The 23,475-nt window shown below is 68.0% G+C and carries 19 protein-coding genes; 4 read left to right on the forward strand and 15 right to left on the reverse strand.

Annotated features, from left to right (window positions below; genetic code table 11):
* Nucleotides 1–51: 51 nt before the first annotated feature.
* The 3 genes from FJV41_RS33620 to FJV41_RS33630 form a co-directional block, all read right to left on the reverse strand.
* Nucleotides 52–2,349, reverse strand: coding sequence for a membrane dipeptidase (locus FJV41_RS33620; RefSeq protein WP_141646688.1), 2,298 nt, complete (start codon nt 2,347–2,349; stop codon nt 52–54).
* Between the two features lie 120 nt (nt 2,350–2,469).
* On the reverse strand, nt 2,470–3,810 hold the full coding sequence (locus tag FJV41_RS33625) for a CapA family protein (RefSeq protein ID WP_141646689.1): 1,341 nt from the start codon (nt 3,808–3,810) through the stop codon (nt 2,470–2,472).
* 199 nt (nt 3,811–4,009) lie between these two features.
* Nucleotides 4,010–4,375, reverse strand: coding sequence for a VOC family protein (locus FJV41_RS33630; protein WP_141646690.1), 366 nt, complete (start codon nt 4,373–4,375; stop codon nt 4,010–4,012).
* 372 nt (nt 4,376–4,747) lie between these two features.
* Between FJV41_RS33630 and FJV41_RS33635 the strand changes: the two genes are divergently transcribed.
* Complete coding sequence (locus tag FJV41_RS33635) at nt 4,748–6,091, forward strand: AHH domain-containing protein (RefSeq protein ID WP_141646691.1); 1,344 nt, start codon at nt 4,748–4,750, stop codon at nt 6,089–6,091.
* 19 nt (nt 6,092–6,110) lie between these two features.
* Entirely contained in the window at nt 6,111–6,680 is a 570-nt protein-coding gene (locus FJV41_RS33640; RefSeq protein ID WP_141646692.1) for an imm11 family protein, read from the forward strand.
* 146 nt (nt 6,681–6,826) lie between these two features.
* Here the strand turns inward: FJV41_RS33640 and FJV41_RS33645 are convergent, their stop codons facing one another.
* Nucleotides 6,827–7,348: a hypothetical protein gene (locus FJV41_RS33645; protein ID WP_141646693.1), complete on the reverse strand. Its 522-nt coding sequence runs from the start codon at nt 7,346–7,348 to the stop codon at nt 6,827–6,829.
* Nucleotides 7,349–7,568: 220 nt separating this feature from the next.
* On the opposite strand from FJV41_RS33645, the gene FJV41_RS33650 reads away from it, so the two are divergent.
* Nucleotides 7,569–9,080, forward strand: a complete 1,512-nt coding sequence (locus FJV41_RS33650; protein ID WP_141646694.1) for an ABC transporter substrate-binding protein — start codon at nt 7,569–7,571, stop codon at nt 9,078–9,080.
* A gap of 136 nt (nt 9,081–9,216) precedes the next feature.
* On the opposite strand, the gene FJV41_RS33655 is transcribed toward FJV41_RS33650, so the two are convergent.
* From FJV41_RS33655 to FJV41_RS33705, 11 genes are all read right to left on the reverse strand, one after another.
* On the reverse strand, nt 9,217–10,671 hold the full coding sequence (locus FJV41_RS33655; RefSeq protein WP_246137583.1) for an EGF domain-containing protein: 1,455 nt from the start codon (nt 10,669–10,671) through the stop codon (nt 9,217–9,219).
* A gap of 384 nt (nt 10,672–11,055) precedes the next feature.
* Nucleotides 11,056–12,342, reverse strand: a complete 1,287-nt coding sequence (locus FJV41_RS33660) for a DUF4215 domain-containing protein (RefSeq protein WP_141646696.1) — start codon at nt 12,340–12,342, stop codon at nt 11,056–11,058.
* 377 nt (nt 12,343–12,719) lie between these two features.
* A complete protein-coding gene (locus tag FJV41_RS54700) occupies nt 12,720–13,991 on the reverse strand; it encodes a DUF4215 domain-containing protein (protein WP_281291526.1) in 1,272 nt (423 codons plus the stop codon).
* Between the two features lie 499 nt (nt 13,992–14,490).
* Nucleotides 14,491–15,783 (reverse strand): DUF4215 domain-containing protein, encoded by a 1,293-nt coding sequence (locus FJV41_RS54045; RefSeq protein ID WP_281291527.1) that lies wholly within the window; start codon nt 15,781–15,783, stop codon nt 14,491–14,493.
* Between the two features lie 135 nt (nt 15,784–15,918).
* Entirely contained in the window at nt 15,919–16,656 is a 738-nt protein-coding gene (locus tag FJV41_RS33675; RefSeq protein WP_246137584.1) for a DUF4215 domain-containing protein, read from the reverse strand.
* 141 nt (nt 16,657–16,797) lie between these two features.
* Complete coding sequence (locus FJV41_RS33680; protein WP_305794743.1) at nt 16,798–17,337, reverse strand: MXAN_0125 family MYXO-CTERM protein; 540 nt, start codon at nt 17,335–17,337, stop codon at nt 16,798–16,800.
* A 107-nt stretch (nt 17,338–17,444) separates the two neighbouring features.
* Nucleotides 17,445–18,080: a uracil phosphoribosyltransferase gene (gene upp / locus FJV41_RS33685; RefSeq protein WP_141646699.1), complete on the reverse strand. Its 636-nt coding sequence runs from the start codon at nt 18,078–18,080 to the stop codon at nt 17,445–17,447.
* 27 nt (nt 18,081–18,107) lie between these two features.
* Complete coding sequence (locus tag FJV41_RS33690; protein WP_141646700.1) at nt 18,108–19,319, reverse strand: URC4/urg3 family protein; 1,212 nt, start codon at nt 19,317–19,319, stop codon at nt 18,108–18,110.
* On the reverse strand, nt 19,312–20,559 hold the full coding sequence (locus tag FJV41_RS33695; RefSeq protein WP_141646701.1) for a GTP cyclohydrolase II: 1,248 nt from the start codon (nt 20,557–20,559) through the stop codon (nt 19,312–19,314). Before FJV41_RS33695 ends, FJV41_RS33690 begins: the two co-directional genes overlap by 8 nt.
* A 65-nt stretch (nt 20,560–20,624) precedes the next feature.
* Complete coding sequence (locus tag FJV41_RS33700; protein WP_141646702.1) at nt 20,625–22,109, reverse strand: CoA-acylating methylmalonate-semialdehyde dehydrogenase; 1,485 nt, start codon at nt 22,107–22,109, stop codon at nt 20,625–20,627.
* Between the two features lie 252 nt (nt 22,110–22,361).
* Complete coding sequence (locus tag FJV41_RS33705) at nt 22,362–22,772, reverse strand: hypothetical protein (protein ID WP_141646703.1); 411 nt, start codon at nt 22,770–22,772, stop codon at nt 22,362–22,364.
* A gap of 289 nt (nt 22,773–23,061) precedes the next feature.
* Here FJV41_RS33705 and FJV41_RS33710 point away from each other — a divergent pair.
* A partial coding sequence (locus tag FJV41_RS33710) for a type VI secretion system contractile sheath small subunit (RefSeq protein ID WP_141646704.1) occupies nt 23,062–23,475 on the forward strand: 414 nt, incomplete at its 3' end.

A 23,475-nucleotide genomic window follows, 5' to 3' on the forward strand; every position in this document is an offset into this window, starting at 1 on the left:
CACCCGGGATGCCAGGGGCTCCTCCGCCCCCGGCATCCCCAAGGCTGACGCCTACTTACACGTGAAGGACCAGCGACACGTCCCCGACTGGCACTCGCGCCCGGAGCCGCACGCCGCCCCTCGGCCCTTCTTGTTCTGGCACTTGCCGGAGTTCAACCCCCAGCCACAGTACTGGCTCGCACCACAGTGCGAGTCGCTGTCACACAGGCAACTCCCCGTCGGATTCAGATAGCAGTCCGCGCTGCACCGGTCCGTCGTGCACTCGTTATCCGACTTGCACGTCTGCCCGTACGCCTTCGACCTCGGCGTGAAGCACCACCCCACCGCGTCCGCGCACCCACCACACGACCCCGACTGGCACTGCCCATCCCGACTGCACGACGTCCAGTCCGTCTTCTTCGGCACGCAGTCGTTGTCCGCCGGATTCCCCGGCGTGTCCTTCTGGCAGTACCCCACCCCGCCGCAGTCCTCGTCCCCGTTGCACACGCACCGTCCATCGAACGTGCTGCACAACACCGACGTGCACTGCTCGCTCAAGCACTCGTCGTCGAACCGGCACTCCTGGTTCATCTCCTTGCTGTCCGGCGAATAGGCCTTCCCACACACCGTCGGGTACGCCGCCTCCCGGTCCTCCGGCTTCACCCACGCCGCCACACCCGTCGTGTCGATATCCAGCGCCGCGTCCGCCATCCCCGTGCGCGTCACCGCCGTGCGCTCCCACATCCGGATGAACGTCTCCGCCGAGCCCGTCAGCCCCGCCGTGTTCACCCCCAGGTTGCGCAAATCCTTCACCATGTCCGGCAACAGGCCCACGTGCGCCAGGCCCTGCTCGTCGAACGCCGTCCCCAACCGCCCCGGCCCCTGCAAGGTCTGTTGCCGCGCCTGCGCGTCCGCCTCCGCCTGGAACCCCGCCGAACACGCCCCGTCATCTCCAAACCGCGGCCGCGTCTGCTGGATGAACCCGTTGAAGTCCGCGCCAAACGCCATCGGAACCTTGAGGCCCTGACGACCGAACTCGTACGCCTGCGCGAATGAACGCGTGGACCCCTGGCAGTTGTTCGCCACGCCGGACTTCGTATACGTCCGCGTCTCGTCATGCGCCGTGCGCAGACCGAACATGCCGCCCGTGCGCCGCAACATCTGCACCACCCACGCCGGCGTCGTCTTCTCGTTCTCCGCCAGCTTCCCGTTCATCACCTCGCGGAAGTGCCCGTGGCTTACATAGAGCGGGTAGTACTTGTTGCGCTCCGCCACCGAGTACGCATCCCGCACGCTCTTCTCCGACAGGTGCGCCAGGTCGATGAGCATCCCCTTGTCCATCATCGCCTGCATCAGCGACTGCCCCTCCGCCGTCAGGCCCTTCACGTTGCGGCAGCTACCGTCCACGTCGAAGCCCAGCGTCATCCCGCCCACCGTCAGCCCACAGTCCGTGTCGATGTGACAGTTCTCGAGGAACTGCGCCGCCTGGAAGATGGCGTTGTGCGGCGCCGCGCCACCAAACCGGTTGTCCAACTGGTGCACCGGCTGCAACGTGCGCACGCCCAGCCCGTGGAAGCGCTCCAGCTCCGCGCGCCAGTCCTTCGCTCCAAAGAGCTTGCTCGTCTCGATGGAGAGCACCATCGCCAGCTTCCCCTCGGAGATGATGCGCCGCGCGTCCGCCGGAGTCAGCGCCAGGTCCACCCAGTCGCGAGTCGCCGCGAACTCGCGCGCCTTCTGCAACTGCACCTCCACATCCATCATCTCGTCACACGGCCGCGTGCGGTTCTGCGGCGGCAGCGCCTCACACAAGAAGCCGTTGCTCACCGCCGACACCACCACCAGCGACATGCCGCCCTGGTGCGCCTGCCGCAGCCACCCCTCCCACGACTGCTGGTGCGCAATCGTGTCCCAGCGCGGCCACTCCGTGTTCGGGTTGCGCCGCCCGTCATGCAGGCCCGTGTCGCCCTGAGTGCCTTCAATCTTCCCCAGGAACTCCGAACCCACCGCGCCCGCGACGCCGAACAGCTGCGACAGCACCGGCACCCCGCGCAGGTCGATGTTGCTCGAGTTCGGACACAGGTTGAGCAGATGGCTCAGGTCCATCCGCACCCGAGCGTGGTCGCTCTCCGGCCACCCGCCGTCACACCGCGTGAGCGCGTCCGTGACGGTGCCGTGGAACCAGCCCCCGCCAAACGCCTCCTCCGCGAACATGTGGTGATGCAGCTCCGCGAAGCCCGGCACGCCCAGCTCCTGCTGCTGGGTGCCCACGGGCTCGGCGGGCGCTTGTCCCTCCTCCTCCACCGGCACGCACGACAACGCCATGGCCAGTACCCAGGTGGAACACCATCGAAGACGACGCGAAAGGGACATGGGGGACTCCCTGCAAGTGGAAACCCCCACTTAGCGCCAGCCCACACCCCAAGTTCAAGCCGGACGTCGCCATGCCGTGACTGACGCAACGGTGCTGCACCGCGTCGCGAAGTCCGGCGGCTACGGCGGCGTCTGGGTCGCCAGGCTCCGAGTCCCAGGAGCGGGCGGTACGAAGGCCGTGCGCTGGCGCAGCTCGGAGGAGGCCACGGCGAAGCCCTCGGGCAGCATGCGGAGGATTCGCTCCCGCCGGTGCTGGGAGCCGACGAGACGCTTCTCCAGAAGTGCCTTCTCCGCGAGCGTCGCCTTGTCCAGCGGCGCGGGCCGGGCCGCCAGCGCCGCGAGTCGCTCCCTCACCGCCTCCAGCTCCCGGTCGATGAGCACCGGCTGGATGTTGCGGCGCTCCCGGGCCTTGCGCCCCACCGCGTTGTTCTCAATCCACACCGGCAGCACCGCCACGTCTCCCAGCACCACGGGCGCTCCGGGCGCGGAGCGCGCCAGTGAGACTCGCAGCAGCATGGAGTCCCGCTTGTCCCCCGCCTCGCCCTTCTTCCCCGGCGCGTGGCGGTAGAAGCGGTCCTGGTTCGCCACCAGGTTGCCCAGGGAGAAGGCGATGAGCCCTCGCCGCCCGTCCGCCGTCGTGTAGCCCTCCAGCGGCTGGAGCACGTGCGGATGGTGACCGATGACGGCCAGCGCCCCGGCGTCCAGCAGCGCGCGGCCCAGCTCGCGGTCCTGGGGGTTCGGGGTGTCGGCGTACTCGGTTCCCCAGTGCACCAGGACCACGAGCGCGTCACAGCGCGCGGCCACGGCGCGGACCTGCTCCACCGCTTCGTCGGTGGTGAGCCCCCGGTGCAGGCGATGAATGGGATACGGCACGAAGGCCACGTGCGGAGCCTGCGCGTCCTTGGGATTGCTGAAGCCATTGAGCAGGCGCGTGAAGGACAGGAAGCCCACCTTCATCCCGCGCACGTCCATGAAGACAGGTTCCCAGGCCGCGGCCTTCGTCGCGCCCGTGCCCGTGTGGCGCAGCCCTGTCGCATCCAGGTGCCGCAGCGTCTCCACCAGCCCCGTGGGGAGCTGGTCCCTGGCGTGGTTGTTGCCGGTGGAGACGAGCTTCACGCCCGAGGCGGCGAGTGCTCGAGCCATGGCCGACGGCGCGTTGAAGAGCAGCTCCCGCGTCACCGCCTTCTTGTTGTCCGTGACGGGCGTCTCCAGGTTGATGACGCCCACGTCCGCGGTGCGCAGCACGTCCGCGATGGGACCGAAGACATGGTCCCAGCCTTCATTGTTGAGCGACGGCGCCACGCCGCCCGTCGGTGGCACCGGCCCGGTGCGCGCGTGCAGCTTCGCCACCGTCTTCACTTCGCCGTGCGGAATCACATCCCCGCCGAACACGAGCTCGACATGAGTGGCGGGCGCGGCGGCAAACAACAGCGGGATGAGCAACAGCGCGGGCGAAGGCACGCCCGCCACCTTAGTCCACCCTCTCCACGGACGCGGAATCCCTGGCCGTTGACCCGGGTGCTACAGGCCCCGCCCCGTGGACGCCACTCCGGCACGGTGACGTCTCGACACCGCCACGCACCGCGTCTCGCGCTCGTCGCATGCAGCGCGCCCCACCCAGGGGAAGCGCCGTGCCTTCGCGCACGGCGCCATCCTCCGGTCAGCGTGCGCGTGGGCTGGCGTTCACCTCGACGAGCAGCTCACCGGGCGCCTTGCAGTAGACCATCGTGCCCCGGTTGTTGCGGATGACGTCACTGACCTCGAGCCCCTCGGCGCGAGCCCGCTCCTGGAACCCGAGCACGGTGGACTCGTCGTCGACGAGGAAGCCGATGTGGAAGCCCTCCGGGTACTTCTCCGTGGGCGACTTGAGGCGCTGGAGCACGAGCACCAGGCCCTCGCGGTCCGTGAGGATGGCGATGGCCGGGGAGGCGCGGTTGCTGGTGTGCTCGAAGTCGAAGAAGTGCTCGAAGAACGTCGCGGTGCACTGGACGTCGGGGACCTGCAGGTCGATGTGGTTCAGCTTCATGGTGAGACCCTCGGGGCATGGCGATGCCCACAAGGCCGGGGGTTCTCATCCGTGAAGGAGGAACAAGCGCTCCCACCATGGGAGTGACCGGGGCTCACCGAACCGGTCCGCCGTTTTTCGACCGGTCCGGAGGATACGGCAGGCCCCCCCACCGAGGCGAGGCCCCGTTGCGCCACCTGTCCGTCAGAGCAGGCTCGTCACCACCAACGTCACCACCCCCGCGACGTCGGTGACACCGGTCGGCATCGAGCATGCCATCAGGTCCGTCTGGAGCAACACGGGCACGGCCCCTACCTGGGGGAATGTCAGTGGCTTTCGCTATCCCAGAGGGGTGCCCCCTCCATGGCGGGCCACTGACTGGGGGAACACTCCATGTTGCTTCGCTGGGCTCTGCCGCTGCTCGTGCTGACAGCCATCGCCGGCTGCACGACGAGTCGAATCGTGACGTTGGACACCGGAAATCACTCCTACGTCGTCACGCCTCACGAGGAGCCAGGCGCGGAAGTGGGAGCGGCCGAGCTTGAAGATGATGAATACGTGGAGGCCCTCACCGAACTGGCTCGGGACGTGCGCCCATTTCGGAGCCCCATGCAGGAGGCACGAGAACTCTTTGGCGTGCCGTCCCGAAGTGGGGTGTATCGCTACGAGAGCCGCCCTCCTCGGCTCACTCCCCAGCGTCGAGAAGACGCGAGCGGCCCCCACCTGCTGGAGTCCTATGCGGACGACGAGCTGACGCGCGCCTATGGCCAGTGGTGCGCTCGGAAGAACCGACCCGGCGACTGCTTGCGGCTGCTGGAGGAAGGCCCCCTGCTGGCCAGCGACGGTAAATACACGTGGGCCTTGGCCATCGCGATGGACTCCGTATGGGAGGAGACCGCCGAGGCCTTGGAGGGCATGGCGGACCCTGGTGCCGTCCTTGCCACTCTCACCGCCTCAGTGACGATGTACCTGCTCTTGTGGTCGTTGCCCGAGCCCGTTTCCAAGGGCGTAGCGGCGACCTTGACTGCTTTCGCCATCGCCTACCTGGGGATAGACACGGTGTGGCGCCTGCTGGATGGGTGGTTGACCCTGGTGCGAGAAGTGGACCAGGCCACGACTTTCGCGCGGCTCCATGCGTCAGGTGAGGCGTATGGCGAAGTCCTCGGGGAGAATGCGGCGCGCGTCTTCGTGATGCTGGCCACGGCCGCCATTGGAAGCACGGCGGGGCTGGCCGCGAAGGCGGCGAGACTTCCGGGCTCCGCTCAGGCGGCGCTTGCCGTGGAGTCCCAGGCAGGCTTCCAGTTCGCCGCGGCGGGGAGTGTGCAGTCTGTCGCGGTGGCCGCCGAGGGCTTCACCATCGCGCTCGCACCCAACGCCCTGGCCATGGCGAGCCGGGGGATGCGTAGCAGCGGAGCAGAGCGCCACCACATCGCCACGAACAAGAACGATGTCTCCACCGCGAGAGGCGGTCCCTGGACGCCGCGGTTCCGGGAGCTCTTCACGAGAGCGGGGATGGAGCTGAAGGACCCTGAAAACATCGTTGAAGTCGTCGGCCACAAGGGGCCGCATCCAGAGCGGTATCACAAATTCGTGATGGACCGATTGGAGGGCGCCCTGGGGAGTTGCCGCAAGGTGGTAGATTGCCGAAATGCCCTGACGAGAGAGCTCCGCCTTCTCGCCAAAGAAGCCCAGACCCCGGGAACAATACTCCACCGGCTTCTGACGCAGGGCAGATGAGGTCGTTGGGAAGTCCACCATGCCGACTCGATACTTCAGGCTCAGTGAAGACGTGCAGGCCGGGAGCTGGTTCCTGGGAACGCCGTTGGATGGACAGGGCCAGGAACTGGAAGACATGACGGAGTTCACGTCGGGACGGCCTGTCCACGCACATGGCAGCATGACGGTTCCGGTTCGGGAGAGAGGGCGTCCGCGCGATTTCAGCATGGCGGGTGCTGGCAGGACTCCCGTCGTCCACGTCAGGGTGGCAACCCTCTTCGCGGAGCTGGCACCCGACGACGTTCAACTCATCCCTGTCGAGGTCCAAGGCTTTCCAGACCAGTACGTCATGCTCGTAGCCACGAAGCTCGTTCGGTGCATCGACGACAAGGCATCGGAAGAGATACTGGTCTGGAAGCCAGAGGACGAGCGACCTGACAAGCTCGGCCAATACCGAAGCGTGTACGGTATGCGTATTGACCGCACGAAGGTGGGCGACACCAAGGTCTTCCGCACTTGGGGCTGGCCCGTGGCCTTCATCGTCTCGGAGGACATCAAGGTGGCTTTGGAGCGCGCGAAGGTCACAGGCGCGGAATTCGAGGAAGTCTAGACCGCGCGCCGGAGTTGCCGCCGTGGAACGACGCGGCGGCCTACGCGCCTTCACAGGCGCGAGCTTGACCTCCATGCCGCCACGCACACAGCAACATCCTCAAACGGGTCCTGAACGCGCGGCTCAAACCTCGGGAACAACGGGAGTCACAACAGGTTCGTCACGACCAACGTCGCGACTCCCGCGACGTCCGTGACGCCCTCCGGCGTCGAGCACGCCAGCAGGTCCGTCTGCAGCAACGTCAGCGTGCGCACCACCCTCGCGCCCAGGAACCGACCGCCCACCACCATCCCGGTGACGACGATGACAACCTCACCCGCCGGCTTCACGTTCACCGCAGTGGTGCCCGACACGACGCTCACGGTGTCATCACTCCACGGGATGTGAATCGTGGAAGTTCCCTGGCCGAACCCACAGCCGAGGATGCCATCCCCCTCCGTGGTGACGATGGCGGAGGGCAGACTCAGCGGCAACCCCGCGCACCCGTCGGTGCCGAGGGCGGAGACATGGGTCTGCCTGGCATCGTTGGTCAGACCCGGCTCGAATTCGGTGACTTCCGAACCCAGACACGCGAGGAGGACGGTCTGCGCTTGCGCCTCCATCGTGGCGAACAGGGACAACACCACGAACAACCCAGACACGGACTTGAAGAGGATGGTGGACTTCATGACGACTGCTCCCGCTCGAGGTGACGAACCCCTACGGACGTGAGGATGGCGCCAGTCATCACGGAGTCCGTTGCCGAGCCCACCTGCCGACAAGCGTGTTTGCCTTCACAGCCCCGAGGGAAAATTGGACTTGGAGCGTTCCCGGAAATGTCAGACCGACCCGGTATGAATCTCCCCGCGCGGCGCCATTCAGGGCGTCGCCAGAAGGATTGCCTTCACAATGAATATGTCATTGATTTCCCTCGGGCTTCTGGTCGGAATGACAGGGGTCGGCTGCGCGGGTCTCGACGATGCCGAGGCGGTGGACTCCTCCGTGTCGACGGACGAGACCTCCCAGGTCACCCATGCCCTGGTCACCCATGTCACCGGCACCAGCCCGGTCACCTTCGTCACCATGTCGGGCAACGAGACGAAGCCATACAACCAGTCCGCCACGTCGGTGGTGGCATACATGCGGGACTCGACGACCGGGGCGTTCACGGCCTATCCGGGCACGGGCTCCGCGGACGGCACCATCTCCGTGCCGAACGTCCCTTCCGGCCGCATCTACCTGAAGCTGGGCTCGCGCTACCTGGTGAGCACCGGCCGCGCGTTCGACCTGGGCTCCACGGAGTGGGGCCGCGATGGCACCTTCGTCTCGCTGCCCACTCCCGTGATGGTGTCCGCCACCGGCCTGTCTCCCTGGCAGCCGGCGGACTTCCTGGACATGTATTCGTTGAACCCGGGGGCGTTCGGCCACATCAACGGCAACGCCACGGGGTTCCCCCTGTCGGGCGCCACGTCGCTCTCCGGGCTGAGCTTCGATTACGCCAACATGATCAACCCGGTGCTGCTCGACAGCGGCCAGGGGGATGTGTTCTCGCTGGCGCAGATGCGGTTGCAGGCGAGCGCGAATGGGGTGCCCTACCGCGCGATGCACAAGGTGCTCGACGCGAGCGTGACGCAGGTGGAGGGCCAGCCCGTCACCGTCAGCGGAACCTTCACCCAGCCCGTCGCGACAGGCACCTTCGCGGTGGACTGGAGACGCTCGGCCTTCGAAGCCATGCGCACCCAGGTGAACCCGGGCGCGGTCAGCACGTACAGCGAGATCTGGATGTCCGCCCGGCCGGCCGCGCTGAGCTCGGCGCTCGGGTCCATCAGCGGGTCGCCCGTGCTCGTGAAGCTCAATCCTGACTCGCAGCGGACCGACATCGTCACGGGGAGCATGACCTACAACAACCCGCTCCCGGCGACGTGGCAGAAGGTGGCGCTCGCCGCCGCGGGCTTCACGAAGAGCTACGCGCTGGGGACCGCGACGCCCTACACCATGAGCGTGGACATCCGCATGGACCAGGAGGCGAGCGCGTTCACCGCCGCGCCCGTGCAGCCCCTTGTCGGGCCGGTGCAGGCACCCCTGGTGAATACGCGCGGCGCGTTCCAGAACCTCACGGGCGTGGGGACTGACGCCTCGCTGCGCTGGTCGAAGCCGCTGGTCGGCACGGCCACGAACTACGTGGTGAACATCTACCGGCTGGGCACGAGCAACGGCTCCACCACCGCGACGCGCGTGGCGGTGCTGCACACGGATCTCCAGAGCGTGTACCTGCCCCCGGACGTGCTGCAGGCAGGCCAGACGTACTTCGCGGAGATCCAGAGCTGGCACCAGCCCGGCTCGGACCTCGCGACGAGCCCGTACAAGCGCTCGCTGCCTCGAGGCCGCGCCAGCGTGCTCACCGGCATGTTCAGCCCGTAGACGCTGAAGTTCTGGGGAGAAAGGGAGCCCGCTCAAATCCATCGAGCGAGCGTTCGACTCCGCGGGTTTCGAGTACGACTGACCACGGTGGGCGCGAAGCACTGCCCTTCGCGCCCACCGTGAAACCACCGTCAGCTCACAGCGGGCAGTTCGGCTCGCCGCCGCCGCTGACACCGGACGGGTACGTGATGGACCCGACGTACGACGGGTGGCACGGGTAGCACGCGGACCCCACGTCGGCGCTGGTGGCAGCGCCCGTGAAGACCTGGTCCGACTGCCCCGCGCGCTTCACCGTCACCGAGTAGGGCACGGGGTTCTCCGACGACGCGGTCGGCGAGAAGCCCGCCGCCTTGAGGCAGATGTCATACGTGCCGTTCGGCGGCGTGAAGCCCGGGTTCCAGACGACGTTCTCCGGCCCCCGCCCACTCGACGCGTCCTGGTCCAGCTCGCCCCCATCCGTGCTCGGCCCAGGCCCGCGGTTGTCGTAGTAGATGAGCTTCCCCGTCGGCGTCCGGACCACCAGGTCCGCATCCCCGTCACGGCCCCACGTCGCGGTGACCTGCAGCGCGATGCCCCCACCACCGCCCGTGCACACCCCCGCGTTGCAGGTCTTCCCCGCCGCGCAGACGTTGCCGCAAGAGCCGCAGTTGTGCTCGTCCGACCACACGTCCACGCACTGCGAGCCGCACTGGACACGCGGCGGCGCGCAGGTCCCCGGCTGGCAATAGTAGCTCCCCGGCGTATTCACACACTGCTCGCCCGGCTGGCAGTGGGCCGTCCCGTTGGTGCACTCATTGATGTCATTGCACGTCCAGCCATCCCCCGAGTAGCCCGGCTTGCACGTGCAGGTGTAGCTGCCCGGCGTGTTCGTGCAGTAGGCATTCGGCGAACACTGCGCCGTGCCGTTGGTGCACTCGTTCACGTCGTGGCAGACGCTGGGCTGGCCCTGACAGGTGTAACCCGGCTCCACCGCGCAGTTGGCGCTACAGCCGTCCCCCGCCCCGCGGTTGCCGTCGTCACATCCCTCGCCCGTGCCCACCATGCCGTCGCCACAGACGACCGTGTTCACGATGCTCGTCGCCTCCACCGCGTCCACCTGGAAGATGGCGAGCAACCCGGCGCGCAGCCTCACGTAGCGGTAGGGCGTGGGGTTGTTGAAGGACACCACCGTCGAGTGCGTCCCCAGCCCCAGGTCCAGCAACTGCGCCTGTCCCGTGGAGATGACCTGCATGTTCGTCCCCAGGAACTCCACCTGCGCGATGACCGCCAGGTTCAGCCCCCGGTAATAGATGCGCAGCGGCCCGGTCCCCTCTTCGCCCGCGCCCATGTCCAGCGTGAGCGAGGCCCCCAGCAGCCCCAGGAAGCTGGCCGTGGTCCCATTCGGCGCGCCCACCGCGTTCTGGGGGTTGTTCACACCGAGCAGCCCGTCCTGCACCACCGCATCGGCATACGGGTCGCCCGCGAACGCGGACACCTCGCTCGAACTCTCAGCATCGAAGAGCACTTCTTCATCGGGGTTGGCGCCACACGCACCGAACGCACCGACAACGACGAACGCCAGGGCCGCGCGCAACCCGCGCGTCATAGACATACCGCGACTGACTTTCATGTTCTGCTCCATTCCATCCAGCTGAAGGGACGAAGCGCTCCGGTGAAACCATCCACCACGAGCACCCGCCTTGCGTATGGAACGCATGAAAGGTTTTTCCGTGAGTGCCGCCCCCTATTTTACCTGCTTTACCCGTGTTCCATCAGACAGCCCAGATGGGGAATTTCCGCGCGGAGCAAGCCAGGCGACACCCTTCCCGCCCAAAGCATGACATGAAGTACGTGGGTGTCCTTAGCGCCCCGGGGCCTGGATAAGCCATGCGTCGGCCCTCACCCAGCACTCCGAGACAGGGTTCCCGTTGGACTCTCCACCAGCCCGCGCGGGGCGACATCCCCTCGCGGGCCGGTGTCTGTCATTTCCCGTGTCTCAAGGATAGGGAATGGAGCCGGCGTAGCCGGCGAGTCCAGGCGCACAATTCTCCTGCGACGAGGGCACCGTGAGCGTGCCAGTGAAGTCGATATCCGGCTGGCCCGGGCGCCGCACCTTGATGGCGTAGCCCAGGGGGGCCGCGGGCGAGGGTCGGGGGGCGACGAACTCCGACAGAAGGCAGACGTCGTAGGTGCCGCTCGGCGGCGTCCGGTCCAGGGCCCAGAAGATGTTTTCGGGTCCCCTCAGGCCAGAATCCGCGTTCAGTTGGCCAAAGTCCGTCGCCGCGTTGGGGCCCCTGTTGCCATAGAAGATGACCTTGCCCGTGGGCGTCCTCACGGCGATGTCCGCATCTCCGTTCCGGCTCCAGGTCGCGGTGAACTGGAGATTGCCCGTGCTCACGCATACGCCCGCGGTACAGGCCTTCCCCGCGCCGCAGACGTTGCCGCAGGCGCCGCAGTTGTTGTTGTCGGTGCTCGGGTCCACGCAGGCTTCGCCGCAGACGATGCGCGGCGGCTCGCAAACGGGCTCTTCGCACTCAAAGCCCCCGGGCGTGTTGACGCACACCTCTCCCGGCGCGCACGTGTCCGTGCCCAGGGCACACTCGTCGATGTCCGTGCAGACGCTCGGCTGTCCCGCGCACGTGTAGCCCGGCTCCACCTGACAGACGCTGCTACAGCCGTCTCCAGAGAGCTGGTTGCCGTCGTCGCAGACCTCCACGCCGCCAAGCACACCGTCACCACAGAAGGGCCGGATGGACGTCTCCACCGCGTCCACCAGGTAGAGCGCGAGCAGCGCGCCCCTCAGGCGCACGTAGCGGTAGGGCTCGTCCCCCGGGTACGTCGCCACCGCCACATGCGTCCCCACGCCCAGCTCCACCAGGTGCACCGGGCTGGAGTCGATGAGCGTCCCATTCGCCCTCAGGAAGTCCACCTGCGCCACCAGCGCCAGCGACAGGCCCTGGTAATACACTCGCAAGTCACCCGTTCCCTCCTCACCCGCTCCCAAATCCAGCACCAGCGCCGTGTTGAGCAGGCTCAGCAGCGTCGCCGCCTGCCCATCCGGCGCTCCCAGCGCCGCGCTCGCGTTGAGCACCGTCCCCGTGGTGCCAGACGCCACCGCGTCCGCATACGGGTCCCACGCCAACTCCTGGCTCGTTTGCGTCAACTCCCCATCACCTCCGGGACGCTCCGTTTCATCGAGAGATTCCACTCCGCAAGAACCCAGCAACAACGCCAACGTCGCACTCAGTCCCCACGACAACAGCGCACTTGTACGCATACTCATGGGATGCATCCCCCGAGGCATAGGGCGAGACCCGGAATGAGCCACGCTGCCTCACGGAATGAATCGCATGACCGCTCGCGCCCCACAGCTCATACACGTGACACACTGGCTGGCAACGTCCTCCGGCCAGCAGCAGACATGTGCGAAGGGACAATGGACAGCTACCCAGTCCCGTGTGTTTCATGATGCATGCGCCAGCGGTGCGGGCATGGCTCAAGCCTCCAAGCAGCACCAGCAAGCCCGCAGGCGCAATTCTCGCCAGCGCACGCATCCAGCAGCTCAATGGCCCCACGAGACGAGCGCTGCCCTGTCCATCCACCACCGGCCCGCGTGGGGCGATATCCCCTCGCGGGCCGGTGTCTGTCATTTCTCGCGTCTCAAGGATAGGTAATGGAGCCGGCGTAGCCAGACTCGCCTGGAATGCACTGCTGGACAACCGCGCGAGCAGTGTACGTTCCGGAGAAATTGACATCCGGCTGGCCCGGGCGCCGCACCACGATGGTGAAACTCAAGGGAGCCGGGCCGAAGGCGAACGCCTCGAAACAGATGTTGTAGGTGCCGCTCGGCGGCGTCCGGTCCGCGGCCCAGAAGATGTTCTCGGGTCCCGTCCCTCTCGAATCCACGTCCAGTTGGCCGAAGTCCGTCGCCTCACTGGGGCCCTTGTTGAGGAAGTAGATGAGCTTGCCCGTGGGTGTCCTCACGTAGATGTCCGCGTCTCCGCTCCGGCTCCAGGTCGCGGTGAACTGGAGATTGCCCGTACCCAGGCACACGCCTGCGGAACAGGCAGTCCCCTGGGCGCAGACGTTGCCGCAGGCGCCGCAGTTGTTGTTGTCCGTGCGCGGGTCGACGCAGGTTTCGCCGCAGACCAGGAGCGGCGGCTCGCACGCGGGCTCCTCGCACTCGAAGCCTCCGGGCGTGTTGACGCACACCTCTCCCCAATCGCACGTGTCCGTGCCCAGGGCGCACTCGTCGATGTCCGTACAGACACTCGGCTGGCCCGCGCAGGTGTAGCCCGTCTCCACCTGACAGACGCTGCTACAGCCATCTCCGGAGAGCTGGTTGCCGTCGTCACAGGCCTCCACGCCTCCCAGTACCCCGTCACCACAGAAGGGCCGGATGGACGTCTCCACCGCGTCCACTAGGTAGAGCGCGAGCAGCGCGCCCCGCAGACGCACGTAGCGATAGGGCTCGTTCCCCGGGTACGTCGCCACCGCGACGTGCGTCCCCAGTCCCAGCTCCACCAGATGCACAGGGCTGGAGCCGATGAGCGTCCCATTCGCCCTCAGGAAGTCCACCTGCGCCACCAGCGCCAGCGACAGGCCCTGGTAATACACTCGCAAGTCACCCGTTCCCTCCTCACCCGCTCCCAAATCCAGCACCAGCGCCGTGTTGAGCAGGCTCAGCAGCGTCGCCGCCTGCCCGTCCGGCGCTCCCAGCGCCGCGCTCGCGTTGAGCACCGTCCCCGTGGTGCCAGACGCCACCGCGTCCGCATACGGGTCCCACGCCAACTCCTGGCTCGTTTGCGTCAACTCCCCATCACCTCCGGGACGCTCCGTTTCATCGAGAGATTCCACTCCGCAAGAACCCAGCAACAACGCCAACGTCGCACTCAGTCCCCACGACAACAGCGCACTTGTACGCATACTCATGGGATACATCCCCCGAGGCATAGGGCGAGACCCGGAATGAGCCACGCTGCCTCACGGAATGAATCGCATGACCGCTCGCACTCCACAGCTCACACACATGACACACTGGCTGGCAACGTCCTCCGGCCAGCAGCAGACATGTGCGAAGGGACAATGGACAGCTACCCAGTCCCGTGTGTTTCATGATGCATGCGCCAGCGGTGCGGGCATGGCTCAAGCCTCCGAGCAGCGCCAGCAAGTCCGCAAGCACCACTTCTCGCCAGCGCCCGCCCCGGAGCAGGTGCGCGGCGGCCCTCCCCACGCCCGCGTGAGCGGTCAGGGGGTGCCTCGCGGCGGACAGCGCCAGGCTCGCTCCATACGAGTCTTTCGGAGCCACGCCCATGCGGGATTCAACCCCCAGCAGCTCGATAGCCCTACGAGACGAGCGCTACCCCGTCGATCAACCACCGGCCCGCACGGAGAAGTCCGGTGCGGGCCGGTGTCTGTCATTTCTCGTGCATCAAGGGTAGGTCACGGAGCCGACGTAGGTGGGCTCGCCAGGAGCGCAGTTCGACGACGACTCGACCGAAGTGTACGCGCCAGGGAAAACACGGTCCGGCTGACCGGGGACACGCACCTTGATGTCGTAGTTCAGGGGATTCCCTGGCGATGGTGGGTGATTGAATTCGATGACTGACAGGCAGAAGTCATAGGTGCCACTCGGCGGCGTCTGGTCCGGTGCCCAGAAGATGTTCTCGGGTCCATCCCCTTCCAGGTCATCCACGTCCAGCGCACCGAAGTCCGTCCCCTCGTCGGGCCCCGTGTTCTCGAAGGAGATGACCTTGCCAGAGGGCGTCCTCACGTAGAGGTCCGCGTCTCCACCCCGGCTCCAGGTCGCGGTGAACTGGAGGTTGCCCGTACCCACGCACACTCCCGAGACACAGGACTTCCCCTGGGCGCAGACATTGCCGCAGCCGCCACAGTGGTTGTTGTCGGTGTTCGGGTCGACACAGGACTCACCGCAGACGAGGCGCGGCGAATTACACGTGGGCTCCTCCTCCTCGCACTCGAAGCCTCCGGGCGTATTGACGCACACCTCTCCCGGAGCGCACGTGCCCGTGCCCAGGGCGCACTCGTCGATATCCGTGCAGACGCTCGGCGCTCCCGCACACGTGTAGCCCGTCTCCACCTGGCAGACGCTGTTGCAGCCATCCCCGGAGAGCTGATTGCCGTCGTCACAGACCTCCACGCCGCCTGGCACGCCGTCACCACAGATGGGCCGGATGGACGTCTCCACTGCGTCCACCAGGTAGAGCGCGAGCACCGCGCCGCGCAGACGGACGTATCGGTAGGGCTCGTGGCCCGGGTACGTCGCCACCGCCACATGCGTCCCCAGGCCCAGCTCCACCAGGTGCAGCGGGCTGGAGCCGATGAGCGTCCCATCCGCCTTCAGGAAGTCCACCTGCGCCACCAGCGCCAGCGACAGGCCCTGGTAGTAGACGCGCAGGTCGCCGGTGCCCTCCTCACCCGCCCCCAAATCCAGCACCAGCGCCGTGTTGAGCAGGCTCAGCAGCGTCGCCGCCTGCCCATCCGGCGCCCCCACCGCCGCGCTCGCGTTGAGCACCGTCCCCGTGGTGCCGGACGCCACCGCGTCCGCGTACGGGTCCCACGTCAGCGAGGACTCCTCGCTCGTGTACGTCAACGCACCGTCACTTCCCCCATCGTCGAGGGACTCCACACCGCAAGAGCCCAGCAACAACGCCAACGTCGCACCCAAGCCCCACGACAACAGCGAACCTGTACGGCTTCTCATTAAATGTCTCCCCAGAGGGATGGGATGAAACCCGGAATGGGCCATCCCCCTCATGGAATGAATCGCACCACGGCTGACGACCTACTGCTGCTCACGACGCGGGGCCGTCAATCCGGCCCCGCGCCAGTCCTGGGCCTATTGGCAGACGTAGCTGCCCGGCGTATTCACACACACCGTGTTCGCGGGGCACGCGTGAGTCCCCAGCGCGCACTCGTCGCGGTCCACACAAACACTCGGTTCTCCCGAGCAGGTGTAGCCCGTCTCCACCCGGCAGATGCTGTTGCAGCCATCCCCGGAGAGCTGGTTGCCGTCGTCACACAGCTCCCCGGTGCCGTAAATCACGCCGTCACCGCAGATGGCCCGGCGGCGTGCCACCACGGCGTCCACGTTGAAGGGCTTTCCGGCCACGCTCCGGATGACGACGTAGCGATAGGGAATGGTCTGCGAATACCAGACATACTGCATGTCCACCCCCTCCCACCGGCTCCGCAGGTACAGCACGCCGCTCGAGAAGTAGCCCCCGTCCGCCGTCAGGAATTGCACCGTCGCCTGGGCGGACGAGCCCACGGGGCCCTGGGTGTAGACCTCCAGGATGCCGCTGGACTCCTGCCCTTCACCCAGGTCCAGCATCAACCCTTCGCCGGCCTCGCTCGGGAGCGTCGCGAAGACGCCGTCCGGCGCGCCCACCGCCGCCTGCGGATTGAGCACCAGCGCCGTCGTGCCCTCACCCACCGCGTTCGCGTAGTTCGGGTCCTCCAGCGAAGACGTCACCGTTCCCGTGACGTCTTCCTCCGTGACCTGCTCGACGCCACACGCGCCCAACAGCAGACACGAAAGCACCACCCACGCGGAGCCGCTTCCCATGCGTTTCATTGAAGCCCCCATCCCCGAGGCGGGAGAGAGCTCGGCATGAGCCCTCACTCCCCCGGCGAAGTGGGCGGCAGACTATTCCTGGATTTCCGGCTCTTGTCTATTCAAGCCCGCACGTCGAAGCCAGTGTTGGCCCGCCAACAGTCAGCGGTGTCTGGCGCGGCGCCAGCCTCCCAGGAGCGCCAGCACGCCCGCGAGCGCAATCCCTCCCGGAGAGGAGGCACAGCCGCTCGGGGGCTCCTTGCCCGTCACACACGACACGCTCGCGGAGACGACGAGCTCGCGCTCCTCGCCATCGACGGAGACGATGAAGGTCTCCTCCTCGAAGCGCTCCTCCGGCTGCGCCTTCATGGGCAGGGACAACCCGCGCCCGTCGGAGAAGTAGAAGGAGGCCTCCTCCTCCGGCAGGAGCTCCTCGTCACACCGCCCGCCTTCGCACTGGACGAGCGGCCAGCCCTTCAGCGTCACGGGCTCGTCACAGGCATTGCGGACGGTGCTCGCGCCACAGGTCGCACGCGAGGAGATGACGAGGCACGGCATCTCCGACACCACGCTCTGGCGCTCGGTGATGCACTCACACTGCTCGCTCCTGGCGTGTGCCGCCAGCGAGCCACCCACACCCGCCAGCAGCATCCATCCAAACCACGCGGCCCCAACGCGGGGCCTGAAAGTCCTCGCTCGCATCCTGTCTACCTCCGTCTCGAAGTCCTGGCCCCCCAGAGGCGCGCATCCTGCCGCTCGATGGGAATCAACGCCAAGTCATCGTTGCCGGAGGCAACTACCCGGGGCGGCTACTTGGTGCCGAAGAGGCGGTCCCCCGCGTCACCCAGTCCAGGCAGGATGTAGCCGTGCTCGTTGAGGCGCTCGTCCACCGCGCCGGTATAGACATGCACGTCCGGGTGGTGCTCCCTCAGGTTGGCCAGACCCTCCGGACACGCCAATAGACAGACGAAGCGCAGCGAGCCGGGCTTGCTCTTCTTCACCCGCTGGAGCGCCGCCACCGCGGAGTTGCCCGTGGCGAGCATCGGGTCACACACCACCACGTCGCGGTCCGCGAGCTGCCCCGGCACCCGGTAGTAGTACTCCACGGGCGTCAGCGTCTCCGGGTCCCGATACAGGCCGATGTGGCCCACGCGCGCGGAGGGCACCAGTTGGAGCATCCCGTCCAGGATGCCCTGGCCCGCGCGCATGATGGCCACCAGCACCAGCTTCTTGCCCTCCAGCACCGGCGCCGTCATGGGCGCCATGGGCGTCTGGATTTCCTCGTCACGGACCTTCAAGTCCCGCAGCGCCTCGTAGGCCAGCAGCAGGGAGATTTCCTGGAGCAGGGCCCGGAAGGAGGCGGTGCTCGTCTCCGCGCGGCGCATCAACGTCAGCTTGTGCTTCACCAGCGGATGGTCCACCACGGTGCAGTTGGGGAACTCCATTGCGTCCTCCCTCTTGGTCAGCGGTTGTCAGAACACCGTTCCGTCGCTCTCCACGCGAATCGGCGGCACGCCTCCGGGGCGTCGCTCGGCGGCGACCTTGCGCCCCGCAGTCCACGTCCCGCCCTGCAGCACCTTCGCCAGCGGCAGCTCCTCCGCGCTCATCCCCAGCCGGCCACGCACCAGCGCCGCCACGCGGTCCAGCAGCGCCACCGTCAGCGCGCGCCACTCGACGATGGGCTCCTCGCTCGGGTGCAGCGCCTCCTGGGTGAGCCGCGCGTCCCTGGGCACCAGCACGCCCAGGTCCACGAAGAGGCCGCCGTTGCGGTATTCGGGCAGGCCGGTGAGGCCATCCAGCTCCACCACCCGGAGTCCCGCCTCCGCCAGCGGCTCCACCAGCGAGTACGTCAGCCACTGCGACAGCTTGTGGAAGGGCACCAGCGCGTCCACGCTCTCCACCGGGCCCAGCGCGGAGTGCGGCCACACGTCGCCCAGGTTCACCGCGTCCACCATGACGCGGCCCGGCCAGATGGGGCCCAGCGACTCCAGCACCACGCCCAACAGCTCCGAGCCGCGCACGCTCCTGCCCTGCGCGGCGACGATGTCGTGTATCGCGCCGGGTCGGGGCAGCACGCGCGACAGGCCGTGCATCAGGTGCAGCCGTCCCTCCAGCCCATCCAGCGGATTCGTGTCGGAGACCTGGAGCCCGCGCGCCAGCGACTCGCGCGACAGCCGGCCCAGCGCCTCCGCGTCCGCGCGCAGCGGCCGGTCCGGGTCCGAGGAGAACACGCCGTCCATGAACATGCGGAAGCTGGCCACGGCCAGCCCCTCCGAGCGCGCCCACGTCGTGCCACCCTGCTCGCGGTAGCTCCACTTGGGGCCGCTGCCCGCGTCCAGCAGCACGCTCACCACGGCGAGGTCCAGCTTCGCCCGCGCGCGCTCCTGCGGCGTGACGTCCTTGAGCCGCGCCTCCAGCTCCGCCACGCGCTGGACGCCGCCCGCGTCGAAGTGGCGCCAGCGGCTGTGCAGCGGGATGTCCAGCGTGGGGTACGCCTCGCGCGTCACCTCCAGCACCGTGTCCACCACCGTCGGCAGCCGCGAGGGCTCCACCCGGAAGTGCGACAGCTTGCCGGCCAGTCCCAGGTCCAGCAGTTGATGGCAGCGCTCGCGGATGGCGGCCGGCGTGCGCAACCACGCCACCGCCGGGGACACGTCCGCCCTCGCCAACGGCCGCTCAGACATCGAGGCCCCGTCCCTTCACCTGGGTCAGCGCCGCGGCGTCCGCCACGGGCCCCTTCGTGAAGTAGCCCGCCGCCTTCTTCGCCTCCATCTCCACCTTCGCGTCGGCGGGGACCAGCTCCTCGGGGATGGGCACGCGCTCCAGGATTTCGATGCCCGAGCGGACAATCGCGTCGTGCTTCATGTCGCTCATCGACACGAAGCGGTGGATGCGGGTGATGCCCAGCCAGTGCAGCACGTCCGGCATCAGCTCCTGGAAGCGCATGTCCTGCACGCCCGCCACGCACTCGGTGCGCTGGAAGTAGGTGGCCGCGGAGTCGCCGCCCTCCTGCCGCTTGCGCGCGTTGTAGACGAGGAACTTCGTCACCTCGCCCAGCGCGCGGCCCTCCTTGCGCAGGTAGACGATGACGCCCGCGCCGCCCGCCTGGGCCGTGCGCACGCACTCCTCGATGCCGTGGGCCAGGTACGGACGACAGGTGCAGATGTCGCTGCCGAACACGTCGGAGCCGTTGCACTCGTCGTGCACGCGCACGGCCAGGGGGATGTCCTTGTTGGACACCGAGTTGATGTCACCGAAGGCGTACAGCGTGAGCCCGCCGATGGGCGGCAGGAAGACGTGCAGGTCCGGGCGCGTAATCAGCTCCGGGAACATGCCACCGGTCTGCTCGAAGAGGCCCCGGCGCAGCGCGTTCTCCGTCATGCCGAAGCGCTTGGCGATGCCCGGCAGGTGCCACACCGGGTCCACCGCGGCCTTCACCACCTTGATGTCGCCGTTGGCGGTGAGCAGGTCCCCGTCCGGCTTGAGGCGGCCAGCCACCACCGCGTCGCGCAGCTCCGGCAGGTTGATGTGCGCGCGCGTGACGGCGATGGTGGGACGGAAGTCGATGCCCTGCTCGGACTGCGCGCTGAACGCCTGCGGCGCGACGGCGCCCCACGGGTCCAACGACACAATCCGGTCCGGGTTGCTCCAGGACGGGTGCGGGCCAATCCGCGCGGCCGGCGAGGTGTCCTTCAGGTCCGCGCGGTGGTCCTGCGGCAACATGCCGGCGGCCACGGCGAGCGCGCGATAGACGGCGTAGGAGCCGGCGTGCGTGCCGATGACGTTGCGATGCGCGGGCTCGGTGAGCGTGGCCACCACGGGGCCGCGGCGCGTCGGGTCCGGGTCACCCCAACGGATGGAGACGGCGTCCCCATCTGGATGCGAGGTGAGGCGGATGTGATTGACGGGCTTCTTGTCTGCCATGGGAGCGCCCTCCTTGCGGGCGCGTTTTGGAGCTCGAGCGAAGCGGACGAGAGGGGCGCGCGGGCTCAGCTCATCCAGGAGCCGTCGGTGCGCGCCGACCACTTGCGGGTGACCTTCTTGAGCTGCGTCCAGAAGTCGAGGCCGGACGGCCCGGTGATATCCCCGTGGCCGAAGCGCGACTCGCCGGTGCCGCCGAAGGAGAACGGCTCACGCGGGACGGGGACGCCCACGTTGACGCCCACCATGCCCGCGCGCACGCCCTCCACCACCGTCTGCGCCACCACGCCGCTGGTGGTGAAGATGGACGCCGCGTTGCCGTAGGACGACGCGTTCTCCACCGCGAGCGCCGCGGACAGCGTGGGCACGCGGATGATGGACAGCACCGGGCCGAACAGCTCGCGCCGCGCGGCCTCCATGTCCGGCCGCACGTGGTCCAGGATGGACGGCCCCAGCCAGTTGCCCTGGGCCCACGCGTCGCCCTTGGGACGACGACCGCGCCCGTCGAGCACCAGCTTCGCGCCCTCCGACGAGGCCTGGTCGATGGCCGTCTCCAGCCGCTCCACCGCGCCCTTGTCGATGATGGCGCCCATGCCCGGGCCCATCTCGATGCCGCCCGCGCGGCGAACGATATCCGCCAGCAGCGACTCCACGTTGCCCACCGCGAGCACCACGCTGCCGGCCATGCAGCGCTGCCCCGCGCAGCCGGTGAACGAGTCCACCACGGCCTGCGCGGTGAGCTCCGGGTCCGCGTCCGGCGCGACGATGAGGTGGTTCTTCGCGCCACCCAGCGCGAGCACGCGCTTGCCGCGCTTGCTGCCCTCCGCATAGAGGTGCCGCGCCACCGCGGACGAGCCGACGAAGGCCAGCGCCTTCACGTCCGGGTGCGCCACCAGCGCGTCCACCGCCTCCTTGCCACCGTGCACGATGGAGAAGACCCCGGCGGGATACCCCGCCTCGCGCATCAATTCGCCGAGCACGCACGCGGTGAGGGGGACCTTCTCCGACGGCTTGTGGATGAAGACGTTGCCCAGCGTCACCGCGATGGGGAACATCCACATGGGCACCATCGCCGGGAAGTTGAAGGGCGTGATTCCCGCGACGACGCCCAAGGGCTCACGGCGCAGCTCACACGTGACGCCCCGGCTGACCTCCATGTGCGCGCCGCTGTCCAGGTTCTGCAGCGACAGCGCGAACTCGCACACCTCGATGCCCTTGAGCAGCCCGGCGCGCGCCTCCGCCACCGTCTTGCCCGCCTCGCTCGCGGCCAGGTTCGCCAGCCGCGCGAGGTTCTGCTCCAGCAGGTGTCGGAAGCGGAAGAGCAGCTGGGTGCGCTCGCGCAGCGGCGTGGCGGCCCACGAATCGGCGGCGGACCGCGCGGCCTCCACCACCTGGGATACACCCGCGGCGGAGGTGAGTGGAACTCGGCCAATGACGGTGCCGGTGTACGGACTGCGTACGTCCAGCAGCGGCGAGCCTTGAGGCAGCTGCCACTCGCCTCCCACCAGGTTTCGACACGGAACGACGCTCTCGGGAAGCTCTACGAACGACAAGCGCACCCCCAAAAAATTCAGGTGAGGACGTGCACCTCATCGTATCCGGGAATGCAGACAGATCGGCAACCCACCCCCCAGAAAGCCTGTCAGCGCGGCGGCCGAGTGTCCGGCACCCCAGCACTTCTCCTGTCGGAAACAGGACCGGCTCCCGCGAGGCTTCACCGGACTTCAATGCATGGCGTCATGAAGGCCGCGACGCGTCATGAATTGAACGAGGGTGCGCGTGGACTCAGGTGGGAGGGCTGTCTTTCAAGCGCGCGCCGAGGGCCCGAGCCAGGCGCGCAACCGGGTGAGGACGGCGGTGTCCTCGTCGTCGTGGGGACGTCCCAGGGCGCGTGATTCGGCATACAGCGCGAGCGCGTAGTGGAAGCGCGCGGTGGCGGTCCGCGTGTCGCCCTGGTCCTGGTGCAGCTCGCCGTCCTCGGCCACGAGCCGGGCCAGCACCTTCACTCGCAAGGGGTCTCCGAGCATCCGCGAGGTGGAGGCGGCGTCCACCATCAGCAGCGCGTCGTACTCCATGCCCAGTGTGTCGAGCGCGGTGGAGCGCATGAGTTGGGCCGCGTCCGCGAAACGCTTCTCCTGACGGGCCTTGAGGAGCCGGGCCAGGGCGGCGGCGAACTGCTCGACGAGGCGCTCGATGTAGTCCTTGCGGATGGACATGGGAGGTGAAGGCTGAGGCCTGGGTGGAGGCGACGCAAGCGGTATGGGAGCGCCCTCTCGGCGGGGCCCGTCGCCGACGGGAGCGCCCCACCCGGGAGGTCGTGGCGAAGCCCACATGCCCCGAGGACCGATGCGGCACGGCCTCGTGACGCGGGCCCGATGACAGGGAAGCCCCGCAACCAGCCCCCGGGTCCGAAGACCTCGCATAAGCCCGGGCCCCGCCGGGCCTTCGCGAAGAACACCTGCCTCGCGCTAACGTGCGGCGCCTTACTCACGGATGGGGCGGTGCATGAGTCAGAGCGGAAGCAGTGCAGAGGGTGCGCGCGTGCGGTGGCTGGTGGCCGGGGCCTTCTCCTCCACGCCCTCGGGTCGTCGCTTCCACGTGACCTCGGACACCTTCGCCAGCGAGCTCGCCAAGGCCGCCAGCCACGTGCGCTTCATCGTCCCGGACCGGCTCGGCGCCGAGGACACCTGCGCCCTGGAGCTGTCGTTCGAACGGCTGCGCGACTTCGGCGTCGCCGACGTGCTCACCCGCATCCCCGCGCTTCGTGACTTGCACGCGCTGCGCGACAAGCTCACCCCCGCCCTGTCGCCCGAGGAGGCGGCGAAGCGCGTGGAGGCCATCACCGGCCCGGGCCGCCTGCCCGAAGCCGTCGCCGCGGCCCTGCGTGACGCCGCGCCTCCGCCCCCTCCCGCCCCCGTG

Source organism: Myxococcus llanfairpwllgwyngyllgogerychwyrndrobwllllantysiliogogogochensis (genome assembly GCF_006636215.1).
Classification (GTDB): domain Bacteria; phylum Myxococcota; class Myxococcia; order Myxococcales; family Myxococcaceae; genus Myxococcus; species Myxococcus llanfairpwllgwyngyllgogerychwyrndrobwllllantysiliogogogochensis.